This window comes from Lamprocystis purpurea DSM 4197 (assembly GCF_000379525.1).
Taxonomy (GTDB): domain Bacteria; phylum Pseudomonadota; class Gammaproteobacteria; order Chromatiales; family Chromatiaceae; genus Thiodictyon; species Thiodictyon purpureum.
In genome coordinates this window covers 64,389-77,139 of sequence record NZ_KB902475.1, presented here as the reverse complement: position 1 = coordinate 77,139, position 12,751 = coordinate 64,389, and the positions used below count along the sequence as shown (strand labels likewise).

Here is a 12,751-nt window from a genome sequence, read left to right as displayed (position 1 = left end):
CGCGCGGTCGGCGAAGCGGGCCGGGCGCGCCCGCTCCAGCGGTGCGAATCACGCGCCCGGCATCCGCGGGCGAACAGGCGTTAGAGCAGGCACATCACCCCATGTCTCATTTCATCGACAGGCGTCTGAACGGGAAGAACAAAAGCGCGGTCAACCGACAGCGCTTCATCAAGCGCTATAAGACTCAACTCAAGCGTGCGGTCGCTGATGCCGTGAACAAGCGCAGCATCACCGATATCGACTCGGGCGAGCAGGTCGGCATCCCGTCGAAGGATATCTCCGAGCCGGTGTTCCATCATGGCCAGGGTGGAACCCGTGATCAGGTCCATCCCGGCAACAAGGACTTCATGGCCGGCGATAAAGTCCCCCGGCCCGAGGGCGGCGGGGGCGGTGGTTCCGGTCAGGGCAAAGCCGGCCGGGGCGGCAAGGGCGAGGATGATTTCATCTTCGACCTGTCGCGCGAGGAGTTTATGGATTTGCTCTTCGACGATCTGGAGTTGCCCAATCTGGTGCGCAACCAGTTGGTCGGCAGTACCGAGTTCAAGAGCGTGCGGGCCGGCTATCGCACCAGTGGCGCGCCGACCAACATCGATGTCGTCCGGTCGCTCAAGGGCGCAATCGCGCGCCGTACCGCTTTGGGCGCACCTCACCGTCGCCGCATCAAAGAGATCGAAGCGGAACTGGAAGCCTTGCTTGCCCTCGGCGTTGCCGAAGAAGACCCGCGCGTCTTGGCCTTACGCGATGAGATGGACCGCGCGCGAACGCGTATCGCCGCGCTGCCCTTCATCGATACGTTCGATCTGCGCTACCAGAGCTTTGTCCAGCTTCCGGAGCCGACCAGCAAGGCGGTGATGGTCTGCATCATGGATGTGTCCGGCTCCATGGATCAGGCGCGCAAGAATCTGGCGAAGCGGTTCTTCATCCTGCTGTACCTCTTTCTGAAGCGTAATTACGACCGCATCGAAGTGGTTTTCATCCGCCACCACACCATCGCCCAGGAAGTCGACGAGCAGGAGTTCTTCTATTCGCGGGAGACGGGTGGTACCGTGGTGTCGAGCGCGCTCAACCTGGCCTATGATGTCCTGCGTGAGCGTTACGATTCAAGCGTGTGGAACATCTATGCCGCGCAGGCCTCGGACGGCGACAACTGGGATTCCGATTCGGTGGTCTGCCGTGACTTGCTGGCCGAGAAGCTATTGCCGCTGATGCGTTACTTCGCTTATGTCGAGATCACCCCTCGCCAGCATCAGAGTCTGTGGTACGCGTATCAGGAGATCGCCGGTGCCCATCGTCACTTCGCCATGCGCGAAATCGATGGTCCCGAGGATATCTTTCCCGTATTCAGGGATTTGTTCAAGAGGCAGACGGCATGAGCAGTCGTATCATTTCTGATTCCTCCGAGTGGACCTTTCCGCTGCTCGAGCGGTTCGACCGGGAAATCGGGCATCTCGCGCACAATGTTTTCGGGCTGGATACCTATGCCAACCAGATCGAGGTGATCGGCTCCGAGCAAATGATCGATGCCTATTCTTCCGTCGGCCTCCCGATCAATTATCATCATTGGTCGTTCGGCAAGCAGTTCGTCAGTACGGAGCAGACGTATCGCCGCGGTCAGATGGGGCTCGCCTATGAGATCGTGATCAATTCCGATCCCTGCATCTCGTATCTCATGGAAGAGAATACACTGACCATGCAGGCGCTGGTGATCGCTCACGCCTGTTACGGGCACAACAGCTTTTTCAAGGGCAACTATCTGTTTCGGACCTGGACCAGTGCCGATGCCATCATCGACTATCTGGTATTTGCCCGAAAGTACATCGCCAGTTGCGAGGAGCGCTACGGCCAGGCGGAGGTGGAGCTGCTGCTCGACTCGTGCCACGCCCTGATGAATCATGGTGTGGATCGCTACAAGCGGCCTTCGCCGATCACCATGGCGGAAGAACAGCGCAGGCAGGCCGAGCGCGCCGATTATATCCAGTCGCAGGTGAATGATCTGTGGCGTACTATCCCGAGTTTCGGTGATGACGGCGCGCCGGATGCCGACGCCCGGTGGCCTGCCGAGCCCCAGGAGAATCTGCTCTATTTCATCGAAAAGAATGCGCCGCTGCTGGAGCCCTGGCAGCGCGAGGTCGTGCGTATCGTGCGCAAGGTAAGCCAGTATTTTTATCCCCAGCGCCAGACGCAGGTGATGAATGAGGGCTGGGCGACCTTCTGGCATTACACTTTGCTGAACCGTCTCTATGAAGAGGGGTTCGTCAACGATGGCTTCATGCTGGAATTCCTCCAGTCACATACCGGTGTCGTGTTTCAGCCGAATTTCGATGCGCCTTATTACAGCGGGATCAATCCCTACGCGCTCGGCTTTGCCATGATGTGCGATATTCGCCGGATCTGCGAGTCGCCCACCGCCGAGGACCGCGAATGGTTCCCCGATATCGCGGGTGGGGACTGGCGCAAGGTCCTTGATTTCGCGATGCGCAACTTCAAAGACGAGAGCTTCATTGCCCAGTATCTCTCACCGAAGCTCATTCGTGATCTACACTTGTTCACCGTTCGTGACGACGATCGGGCCGAGGCGATCGAGATCACCGCGATCCACGAGGAGCGCGGTTACCGTACCGTGCGGCAGGCCCTGGCCGAGCAGTACAACCTCGGGAGTCGGGAGCCGAACATTCAGGTCTTCAACGTCGATCGACGCGGCGACCGTTCCCTGACGCTGCGCCACTATCGACATAACCGCCGTCCCTTGGGTGAGTCAGTGGACGAGATGTTGCGCCACATCCGCCGTCTCTGGGGCTTCACGGTGCGTCTGGAGGGCGTCGACGACAACGGCCGTGTCCAGTTGCTCGGGGAGCTGTGAGCGGGAGCGATTTGGCGCGACGCGGTGTGGATTGATCAAGATCAAGTCTGAAGGCCGCGCGCTGGGTTAGCTTGGGGAACGTTCGATCCGGAAAGAGCGGTCAGCGTTCAGCAGCGCGGTGACTGCTCTTTTTTGGTTCGACCGAAACACCGTCTTTCCGGGTTCAAGGAAACAGCCAAGTGTCCCCAACGCCGCCCCCGATCATCCGTTCTTATCAAGCCATCCTGGCGCTCGGGTTCCGCCCGTTCTTTCTTGTTGCGGGCGTGTCGGCCGTCTTGTCGTTGGCGCTGTGGCTCGCCATGTTGCGCGGCTGGATGCCGATGAACGGTTACTACGCCGGGACCACCTGGCACGCGCACGAACTGCTGTTCGGTTATGCGACGGCTGCCATCGCCGGCTTCTTGCTGACAGCAACACGCAATTGGACCGGCATCGCAACCGCCTCCGGTGTCCAGTTGGCGGGGCTGGTGCTGTTATGGATGGCCGGTCGGATCGCTCCCTTCCTGCCGCTGCCGGGTGTTTTGGTCGCGGCCTTGGATCTGAGTTTTCCGGCAGCCGTCGCGCTGTCGCTGTTCGCGCCCCTGTGGCGGGGTCCGAATCCGGCGAATCGCGTCTTTGTCGTCCTGCTGGGCAGCATGAGTCTGGCGTCCATGCTGGTGCATATCGAGGCGCTGGGGATCGCTGCCCATACCGCCCTGGCGGCCGACCGGCTCATGCTCGGGTTGATCCTGCTGACCTTGCTGCTGGTCGCCGGGCGCATCATGCCTTTCTTTACCCAGAGCGCATGTCCGGGGTCGAGTCCCAGGTCGAATCCCTGGGTTGAGCGTTTGACCTTCGCCCTAGCGGTCGTGTGGGTGGCGACCGACGCGGCCAGTCAGGCCGGGCTGGCGGTCGTGGTGCCCGCGGCCCTGTTTGCCCTGGCCCTGGCACTGATTCAGGGGTTGCGCCTGGCCGGTTGGCATGATCGGCGGGTGTGGGGACTCCCGATTCTCGCCGTTCTCTACAGCGGCTATCTCTGGCTGATCATTGGTCTGGTCCTGAACGCGCTGACACACCTGGGGCTCCTGGCCCCCTTTCCATCCCTGCATGCGTTGACCATCGGGGCGGTTGGGGTGTTCACCCTGGGGATGATGGCGCGGATCACGCTGGGCCATACGGGGCGGGCCATGGTTGCCTCGCCGCTGACGGTCAGCGCCTTCGCGCTGCTGAACCTGGCGGCGGTGGTGCGGGTGTTCGCCCCCTTGCTCTGGCCGGCCGCCTACCTGCATTGGCTGACGCTTTCCGGCGTCTTGTGGCTCCTGGCCTTCGGGCTCTTTTTATGGGTTCATGCTCCCATGCTGATCAGTCCGCGGGCCGACGGGCGGCCGGGTTAAGGAACGAGGTAGAATAAGTCAAACAATAAATACTATTGTTGTCGTTGTCGTAATCGGAGAAGCGATTCGAATTCGGCATGCGCGGTCCGATTCCGATCGGGTTTCGATTCGCTGGAGCGAAACGATGCGGTTCGAGAAATTCCTCGCCGGTATCATCCAGTCGATTACGACAACGACAACGACAACGATGTTGCCCGACGTGTTCTTGCCTCGTTACTCACCAAACTGATGTCTGGTGCCGACCGGTGATTCGCGGAACTGAGAGGGAAAGCGGTCGCGGAAGTAGCAGACGGCAGGGAGGCCGGTACAGTGGATCGGTGCGAGATAAGCGATGCCGAATCGCTCCAGTGCCTGCGCGGTAAACGCCAGGCGGTCCGCGTCGGCGCGCAGCAGGTGGGTGCCGCCGATGACGGCATGGATCGGCCGTTGGTCGGTCAGCGCTTGGATATGCTCCAGTGTGTTCACGACACCGGAGTGACCGCAGCCAAGCAGCACCACCAGCCCCGCCGGGGTATCCAGATAGAGCGCCTGATCGTCCGGGATCAGGTCCGGCTGGCCGCGTTGCGGATCGCGGTAGAAGGGTCCGCCGGTGTCTTCGATCGCATGGCGGCGCGGGATTTCGCCGGTCAGGCCGATCCCCGGTGCCATGCGGGTGGGCTCGCTGCTGATGATGAGACGCCGGGTCTGTGCCCGCAGGGCGTCCGCATCGGGAAAGGGTGTGCCGATCGCGCGTCCATCGCGGTTGTATTTCGGCTCCAGGGCCGCGGGATGCAGATAAAGGTCGACCGCGCCGGTCATGGCGAGTGCGTCCATCAGCCCGCCGGTATGGTCGTAGTGACCATGACTGAGTGCGATGGCTTCCACCCGTTCGAGTGAGAGACCCAGCCGCCCGGCATTGTGGCGCAGCGTCTGGCCCTGTCCGGTATCGAAGAGCAAACACTGTTCATCGGCTTCAATGAACCAGGCAACACCGTGCTCGCCGAGGAGCCCCATGGCGTCGGCGGTGTTCTCCACCAGTTGAGTGATCGTTAAATGACGGATCATAAGTAACGCGTTAGAAGCAAGCGATACACTCGTTGTCGTTGTCGTTGTCGTAATCGTAGTCGGAGAAGCGATCCGCATTGAGCATAAGCAGCTCGATACTGATTCGATTGCGACAACAACAACGACAACGATCGAGACGGCAGGCGCGCCGGTTGCCGGCGCGCCTGCCGGGGTCTTACATAAAACTGTCCTGGATGATGTTCTTGTACCAGCTATGGGCGTATGCGACCTCACGCTTGTGCGCCCAGTCCGGGGCGTCCATGGGGGTGAGGCCGCCCGCCCCTGGCACCTCGGCGATCTTGCCGTCGGCCGCGACCTTATAGACCCCCGCCACCGAGATGCCCCACTCGGGTCCGGCAATCGAGTAGCAGGTGTTGACGTAGGAGGGCACGCCGACTTCCTTGCCGCTGAGCATGGCGACCACCGCCCCGGCGCAGACCTTGGCCTGGCTGTTGGCCGAGTAGGCGGATTTGGGCATGGCCCCGGCGATGCACGCGTCGCCGATCACATGGATGCCCTTGGCCAGGGATGACTCGAAGGTCTTGGCATCCACCGGACACCAGCCCTGGTCGTCGGCCAGGCCCGCGACCTGCGCGATCTTGCCGGCCCGCTGCGGCGGGATGACGTTGATCACATCGGCCTTGATCTCGTCGCCGAAACTGGTCTCGGCAGTCATGCCCTTGGCGCTGACCTTGACCACCGCGGCGTCCGGACCCGGACGCCATTCGATCATGCCGGGGAAGAACTTCTCCCAGGCCTGGGTGAAGAGCCCTTGCTTGGAGAATTGGGACTTGCTGTCCAGGATGATGATCTTGGACTTGGGCTTGTGGGCCTTGAGATAGATGGCGATCTGGCTTGCCCGCTCGTAAGGCCCCGGGGGGCAGCGGTACGGGTTGGGCGGGGAGGTGATGACGACGGTTCCGCCGTCGGCCATGGCTTCCAACTGGCCGCGCAAGATCTTGGTCTGTTCGCCGGCCTTCCAGGCGTGCGTTAGTGTCGCGGCGGATGCTTCGCTGTGGCCCTCGATCTTCTCGAACAGCAATTCGACGCCGGGGGCGACGACGCAGCGGTCATAGGGTAACTCTTTGCCGCCCCCCGTCTTGACCACCTTCTTGGCGGCGTCGATGGACTCGGCCGAGTCCTGGACCATGGTGATGCCGAGTGCCTTGAGGCCGTCGTAGGCGACCCGCAGCGAGTCGAGCGTGCGCTCGCCGCTCAACACCTCGTTGCTGAAATAACACGTATAGTAGACTGGGTTGGGCTCGACGACGGTGACCTCGATACTCGGGTCCAACCGCTTGATGTATTTGGCGACGGTGGCGCCGCCAGTGCCGCCGCCGACCACCACGACCTTGTTCGCTGCACCCAGCGCCAGGTGGGGTATGCCGATCAGGCCAACGGCGGTCGCCGCGCCGGCGGCCCGTACGAAATCACGACGATTCATCTTCATCTGGTTCGACTCCTCGGGCGCTTATTGTTGGCTGGCGTAGTAGGCGTAGATCGCCGTCAGACCGTTTTCGCCTTCCTTCGTGATCAGATCCTTGAGCTTGCTCTTCATCTTCTTGGGCATCTCGCGGCGATCGGCACGGAAGTCTTCCATGGCATAGACCAGATAGGGGGTCCATTGGCCGGCGAGGATCTGGTACTCTTCCCCGCCCTCTTCGCCTTCCTCCTCCTCCTCGGCCTCACCCTCTTCTTTCGCCTTGGCCTCGCCGGTCAGGGGCGCGCCGCCCTCGCTATGACATTTCTCGCAGAATTTGTCATGGAACTTCTTGCCCTTGGCGACCAGCGCCTGGTCGAATGGTTGTTTCGCGGGGACATAGGGCTTCTCGCGAAAATAGCCGGCCATGAGCTCGAACTCTTCATCCGAATAACCCTTGGCGATGCGACCCATGATGGTCGAATAGATCTTGCCGTCGCGAAAGCCCTGCATCAGTTCAGTGAAATAGGCGGCGTCCATGCCCGCCAGGGTCGGCGATGCGGGACCGACGCTCGCCCCGTCGGTGCCGTGACAGCCGGCACAGGTTTCGGCGAGCATGACGGCGCTGGCTCCGGAGACCAGTGCCGGCGCGGCCGGCGCGGCCGGGGCATCCGCGGCTTGCGTGACGAAACCGACGCTTAAGGCGAGGGCCCCGGCGAGCAGGGCCAGTCTGGTTGGTGTATTGGCCATGTGACCTCCTGATGGTGTGGAACAGGCGTAGCGTTCGCGCGGAGGCGTCCCCCCGCGATGCGGACCGGGGGCCGCCCGCGGGCGTCTCCCGTGCATTCGTAACACAGCAAAGCGTGATTAAGTCGTGAATGAGCGCGCGGCGATGCGCTTCATCAGGGAGCCGACGCCTTGGCCTCTCGGGGGATGAGACATGGAGTCCTCGCAGCGGTAAGTGGTGACGACTACACGCGTCGGGTCTCCAGCGCGGCTGAAGACTGGACCTGGGTCGCGGCTCCGATTGTTGTTATGGTTTGCGGTCGGGCGAACGGGTGATTCACCTGGAAAACGTCTGGATAGTACGGCATTGCGGCGACTCTTGCCAAGGTGCCGCGATGCAGCAATTCCAAATTCGGACGGTCCAGTGGCGGCGGCAAGGCCGATGGTGGATGCGCTACGCTTATCCACCCTACAACACCGGCCCCGTTGTAGGGTGGATAAGGCGCGCGCTTCGGTGTCAGGGACCCGGGACGGCGGATGGGCGCGCCGCATCCACCAGGAAGGCCGCAGGGATCAAGGCCCACGCGGACCCATCCCACGACGACCTCAGTCGGATCGGGCGGGGGCGCCGACTCCCTGGATGCGGGCGAAGTCGAGCATGCGCTGGATCGGAATGACGGCGCGCTGCCGTACGGCCTCATTGATGCGGACCTCCTGCGCCCCAGTGAGCAACACCTGCTCCAGATTCTGCAGGGCGTTCATGGCCATCCAAGGGCAGTGCGCACAGCTTTCACAGGTGGCGCCCTCGCCGGCGGTCGGGGCGGCGATCAGTGTCTTGTGCGGCGCGAGCTGATGCATCTTCCAGAAAATCCCGGCGTCGGTGGCGACGATGAATTCCTGGTTCGGCAGCTCGGTGACGGCACGGATCAACTGGGTGGTGGAGCCGACCAGGTCCGCCTGATCGACGATCGCGTCCGGGGCCTCCGGGTGGACCAGCACGGCCGCTCCCGGATGTAGTTTGCGCACCCGCTCCAAGGCAAACGACTTGAACTCCTCGTGGACGACGCAGGCCCCGTCCCACAGCAGCATATCGGCGCCCGTCATCCGTTCCACATAGTGGCCCAGGTGCTTATCCGGCGCCCACAGGATCTTCTGACCGAGCGCCTTCAGGTGTTTGACGATCGGCAACGCGATGCTGGAGGTCACCACCCAGTCGGCGCGCGCCTTGACCTCGGCGCTGGTGTTGGCATAGACCACCACCGTGTGATCCGGGTGCGCGTCGCAGAAGGCGGAAAAAGCGTCCGCCGGGCAGCCCTCATCGAGCGAGCAGGTGGCTGCCAGATCCGGCATCAGCACGCGCTTTTCGGGGTTGAGAATCTTGGCGGTCTCGCCCATGAAGCGGACACCGCAGACCACCAAAGTCCGGGCGTCGCTCGCCGCGCCGAAGCGCGCCATCTCCAGCGAATCGGCGACGCAGCCGCCGGTTTCTTCCGCCAGCGACTGCAAGTCGGCGTCGGTGTAGTAATGGGCGACCAGGACCGCATGCTCCTGTGCCAGCAGGGACTTGATCCGCCCTGTGAGCGCCGCCTTGGCGTCGTCGCTCAAAGCAGGCCAGTGGGGGTGAGGTGGGACCTGAAGCGGGCGCCGGACCTGCTCCTGCGCTGGGATGCTGCTCATCGTCGTACGATCTCCGCGTGGGCCGGGGCTGTCGGCGGCTCCGGCGACAGGTGTCGCGAAGTGCCGGTCGCCGAGGATAATCACGAAGAGTTGCGCCTTTTTCCTGTCGCGTCAACTCCGGGATGCCGATGGGTGTGATTAGAACTGATGGGGTCCTACGTGCTACGCGCATCTGCGACCACATCACTTTGGATCGCACCCGATGCCGCCGCCGCGGTTCCACATTCGGGTGGCCGCCGTGTGCCCGCCATGGGCATGTACCGTGACCTGAAAAAAGGTAACCGCATCGCGCATCTGTAGGGGCGACTTCAGTCGCCCCGTCATCCGCCGGGTCCGGTCGTTCAGGACAGCGGCTGCCAATCCGCTGTAAGTCCCATCGCGGAGGTCTCGATCAAGATTCCGGCCACTTGGGTTCGCCGGATGCGTAGTCAGGCCATCCTGGCCTGACACCGTCAGGGCTGGAAGCCCTGACGACGCACGCCGCTGGCCGGCATTACGATCAAGGCCCATCGCGGCCCCGCCCGTCTCACCGGCGACTTTGGCCGCCAGCCCCGCCGCCATCGGGGTTAGAATACCGGGAACCAGGCGCACCCAAGGACACCCATGTCCCCGGCGGCTCAGAAACATGCCTTGCTGATCGGCAACGACCGCTATCAGGGCCTGCCGGACCTCAAGGTCCCGGCGGCGGACGTGGCGGGGCTGGCGCGCGTGCTCACCGATCCGGCCATCGGCGGGTTCGATCCAGCGCTGGTTAAAACCCTACCTAATCCCGATTACGCGGATGCCCATCGGGCGATCGGCCGGCTGTTCGCCAACCGGCAGCGCGACGATCTGGTGCTGCTCTATTTCTCGGGTCACGGCGAACTCGATCACCGCACCGGCCGGCTCTATCTCGCGCTGCCCGACAGCGAGCGCGACTGTCTCGACGGCACCGCCCTGGCCGCCCCCTTCATCACCGATGTGATGGACCGCAGTTCGGCCGGCCGCCAGATCCTGATCCTCGACTGTTGTTACGCCGGCGCCATCGGCCGCAAGGGCGCGGTGGTGACCGCCGCGACCTTCGGTACCGATCCGGCCGCGGCACCGGTGGCGGACGCCGGTTACGGACGGGTCATCCTTACCTCGTCGACCGCCGGCGAATCCTCCTGGGAGGGCAACCGTGTCATCGCCGGCGTGGAGCGCTCGCTCTTCACCCACTTCCTGATCCAGGGTCTGGAGACCGGCGAGGCGGCGGCGGGTGCGCCCGCGGTGAGCGTCGAGCAACTCTATCGGTATGTCCATGCCGGGGTGGTCAAGGCGACCGCCGCCGGGCCGCGGCGCATGACGCCGGAACGGTTCGGCCAGGTGCGCGGTGAGCTGATCTTGGCCCGTAACCCCCAGGCGCGGACACCGGCCTTGGACCCCAAGGATCTGCTGGGCGCCGACCTGTTGGCCGATCTCGCGTCGGTGAACCACCGCACCCGTATCGGCGCCGTCGGCGAACTGGCGAACTTGATGCATCAGGCGCCGCTACGGCCGGTGGTCATCGCGGTCTTGGAGGAACGGTTGCCGCGGGAGCGGGATTTTCAGGTGCGGGGCTTGATCGAGACCGCGTTGAAGCGCGTCGCGGCGGAGGCGGACACGGCGGCAATCCCGCGGGAGGGCGTGGTGGGCCTGCCGACGACGGGATCGGGTGCCGGGGAGGCGGTCGGGGGGATGCAGGGGCGTCCCCCAGGCGTGGATTCCGAGCAGGGTTTGTCCGGCGCGCGCAGCAAGGCGGCTCCCGATGCGCCGGAGCAGGCATCGCGCCCGCGCGAGGCGGCGGCGCCGGCCTCGTCGGAGCCGGCACCGGCCGCCGCGCCCTTACTGAAGAAGCCCGTGAAAGCCGATCCGCCGCCGGTCAAGCGCCGTCGCTCCGGTTGGCTGGTTCCCGTTGTGCTTGGCGTGGCGGCCGTGGCGGCAGCCGTGGTATTGGTCCCCGGAAAGGTGTCGAAGCCCACTCAGCCGGTCGTGATCGAGCCAGGCTCTGCGCCGTCCGCTGCGGCTGCGGAGTCTGCGCCGACCGACGGCGGCAGCGCTTCCGCGGGCGTGGAGGTTCAGACCACGCCTGCGCGCGCCGCGCAGTCCGCTCCGACCGTGCCCCTGCCGACCTTCACCGACACCCTGAAGAAGGACGGTTCCGCCGGGCCGACGATGGTCAAGATTCCCGCCGGGACTTTCCCGATGGGCTCCCCGGACACCGAATCCGAACGATCAGCGGATGAGCAGCAGCATTCAGTGGCGATCAAGCCCTTCGCCATCGGCAAGTACGAGGTCACGGTGGCGCAGTTTCGGGCCTTCGTGGCGGCGAACAAGGGCTATCAGACCGAGGCGGAGAAGGGCGACGGCTGTTACGGTTGGAAGGATGGCTCTTGGCAACAGGACAAGGCCTTCTCCTGGCGTTCTGTGGGCTTTGCGCAGACCGAGGATGCGCCGGTGGTCTGCGTGAGTTGGAATGATGCCCAAGACTACATCGCCTGGCTGAGTCGGGCGACCGGCAAGACCTATCGGCTGCCCACCGAAGCCGAATGGGAGTACGCGGCCCGTGCCGGCACCGAGAAACCCTTCTGGACCGGCGACTGCATCTCCACCGATCAGGCCAATTATGACGGCAACTACGATTACAACGGCTGCGGGGCCAAGACCGGGGTCTACCGACAACAGACGCTGCCGGTCGCCAGCCTGGCGGCCAATCCCTGGGGGCTGCATCAGGTGGCCGGCAACGTCTGGGAGTGGACTTGCTCGGCCTATGCTGACCCTTACAATGGCAACGAGATGAAATGCAATAGCAAGAATGATGCCAACGTTGGGCCGAACCGGGCGGTCCGCGGCGGCGCGTGGAACCTCCAGCCATCGTGGCTGCGGTCCGCGGACCGTAACTGGGACGGGCCGTCGAACCGGAGCGACACCCTCGGTTTCCGCCTCGCCCAGGACTATTGACCTTTTTTCTCTATTCTTTTTCCCTTTTTATTCGCCCCAGGAGATGCCCGATGACCGATCAGACCATGACCCTGTTTCTTGAAGCCAATCCGCCGGACGCCCTGACCCAGGACGAAGTGGACGACCTGACCCGCGCCCTGCGCGGTCAGTTGGACGTGCCGGAACTGACCGCTGGAGTGACCCTGGCGGGGTCGGCATCCGTGCCGGTCGGGGCGGGTGCCAAGGGGCTCGGTCAGGACTTGGGCGCGCTCGTGTTGGCGGTCTTGCCCGACACGGTGCCGGCCCTGGTGGATTTCCTCAAGGGCTTCGTCACCCGCGAATCGCGGGTCAAGCTCAAGGTGCAGGTGGGCGCCAATCTGATCGAACTGGATTTCGATGCGCCCACCATGGACGAGGCGCGGGTGGAGGCCCTGGCGGGGCGGTTGCAACGGCAATTGAGCGGTGATGCCGCCGCGGGCGCGCAGCCTTGATCCTAAGCGCGTAGGATGCGGTGAGGAACGTACATTAGCGGCGAATTCTCCCGACCGCGGAGTCTGGAAAGAACGTATCTCACGCCAAGGCGCCAAGCACGCCAAGAAGAGCGCAGTCCTGCGGCGACCCCGTCACCCGCGAGCGCCTCCGGTTTCGATAACGCCTTGAAGAACCTTGGCGTCTTGGCGTGAGACATTCCGGATCTGAGCCAAGCCGGTGCGG

Annotated in this window: 9 protein-coding genes; 5 read left to right on the top strand and 4 right to left on the bottom strand. The window is 63.8% G+C overall.

Annotated features, from left to right (window positions below):
- Positions 1-101 precede the first annotated feature (101 nt).
- From A39O_RS0110820 to A39O_RS0110810, 3 genes are all read left to right on the top strand, one after another.
- Complete coding sequence (locus tag A39O_RS0110820; RefSeq protein WP_020504678.1) at positions 102-1,373, top strand: YeaH/YhbH family protein; 1,272 nt, start codon at positions 102-104, stop codon at positions 1,371-1,373.
- Positions 1,370-2,860, top strand: coding sequence for a SpoVR family protein (locus A39O_RS0110815; RefSeq protein WP_020504677.1), 1,491 nt, complete (start codon positions 1,370-1,372; stop codon positions 2,858-2,860). Before A39O_RS0110820 ends, A39O_RS0110815 begins: the two co-directional genes overlap by 4 nt.
- Before the next feature lie 179 nt (positions 2,861-3,039).
- Positions 3,040-4,233, top strand: coding sequence for an NnrS family protein (locus A39O_RS0110810; RefSeq protein WP_020504676.1), 1,194 nt, complete (start codon positions 3,040-3,042; stop codon positions 4,231-4,233).
- Positions 4,234-4,446: 213 nt separating this feature from the next.
- Here the strand turns inward: A39O_RS0110810 and A39O_RS0110805 are convergent, their stop codons facing one another.
- The 4 genes from A39O_RS0110805 to nadA all read right to left on the bottom strand — a co-directional run bounded on the left by A39O_RS0110805 (position 4,447) and on the right by nadA (position 9,100).
- Positions 4,447-5,277 carry an MBL fold metallo-hydrolase gene (locus tag A39O_RS0110805; protein ID WP_020504675.1) on the bottom strand — a complete coding sequence of 277 codons (831 nt, stop codon included), beginning with the start codon at positions 5,275-5,277 and terminating at the stop codon, positions 4,447-4,449.
- Between the two features lie 175 nt (positions 5,278-5,452).
- Entirely contained in the window at positions 5,453-6,727 is a 1,275-nt protein-coding gene (locus tag A39O_RS0110800) for an NAD(P)/FAD-dependent oxidoreductase (RefSeq protein WP_020504674.1), read from the bottom strand.
- Between the two features lie 21 nt (positions 6,728-6,748).
- Positions 6,749-7,447 carry a c-type cytochrome gene (locus A39O_RS0110795; RefSeq protein ID WP_020504673.1) on the bottom strand — a complete coding sequence of 233 codons (699 nt, stop codon included), beginning with the start codon at positions 7,445-7,447 and terminating at the stop codon, positions 6,749-6,751.
- A 582-nt stretch (positions 7,448-8,029) separates the two neighbouring features.
- Positions 8,030-9,100: a quinolinate synthase NadA gene (gene nadA, locus A39O_RS0110790; protein ID WP_026199313.1), complete on the bottom strand. Its 1,071-nt coding sequence runs from the start codon at positions 9,098-9,100 to the stop codon at positions 8,030-8,032.
- A 603-nt stretch (positions 9,101-9,703) separates the two neighbouring features.
- On the opposite strand from nadA, the gene A39O_RS36480 reads away from it, so the two are divergent.
- Entirely contained in the window at positions 9,704-12,058 is a 2,355-nt protein-coding gene (locus tag A39O_RS36480; protein ID WP_020504670.1) for a caspase, EACC1-associated type, read from the top strand.
- 50 nt (positions 12,059-12,108) lie between these two features.
- Positions 12,109-12,528, top strand: coding sequence for a hypothetical protein (locus tag A39O_RS0110775; RefSeq protein WP_020504669.1), 420 nt, complete (start codon positions 12,109-12,111; stop codon positions 12,526-12,528).
- Positions 12,529-12,751 lie beyond the last annotated feature (223 nt).

What these genes read in the sequence shown, in the direction of transcription:
- A39O_RS0110795 (WP_020504673.1), bottom strand. Translation starts at nt 7,447, where the DNA reads ATGGCCAATACACCAACCAGACTGGCCCTGCTCGCCGGGGCCCTCGCC.
- A39O_RS0110805 (WP_020504675.1), bottom strand. Translation starts at nt 5,277, where the DNA reads ATGATCCGTCATTTAACGATCACTCAACTGGTGGAGAACACCGCCGAC.
- A39O_RS0110800 (WP_020504674.1), bottom strand. Translation starts at nt 6,727, where the DNA reads ATGAAGATGAATCGTCGTGATTTCGTACGGGCCGCCGGCGCGGCGACC.
- A39O_RS0110775 (WP_020504669.1), top strand. Translation starts at nt 12,109, where the DNA reads ATGACCGATCAGACCATGACCCTGTTTCTTGAAGCCAATCCGCCGGAC.
- A39O_RS0110815 (WP_020504677.1), top strand. Translation starts at nt 1,370, where the DNA reads ATGAGCAGTCGTATCATTTCTGATTCCTCCGAGTGGACCTTTCCGCTG.
- nadA (WP_026199313.1), bottom strand. Translation starts at nt 9,100, where the DNA reads ATGAGCAGCATCCCAGCGCAGGAGCAGGTCCGGCGCCCGCTTCAGGTC.
- A39O_RS36480 (WP_020504670.1), top strand. Translation starts at nt 9,704, where the DNA reads ATGTCCCCGGCGGCTCAGAAACATGCCTTGCTGATCGGCAACGACCGC.
- A39O_RS0110820 (WP_020504678.1), top strand. Translation starts at nt 102, where the DNA reads ATGTCTCATTTCATCGACAGGCGTCTGAACGGGAAGAACAAAAGCGCG.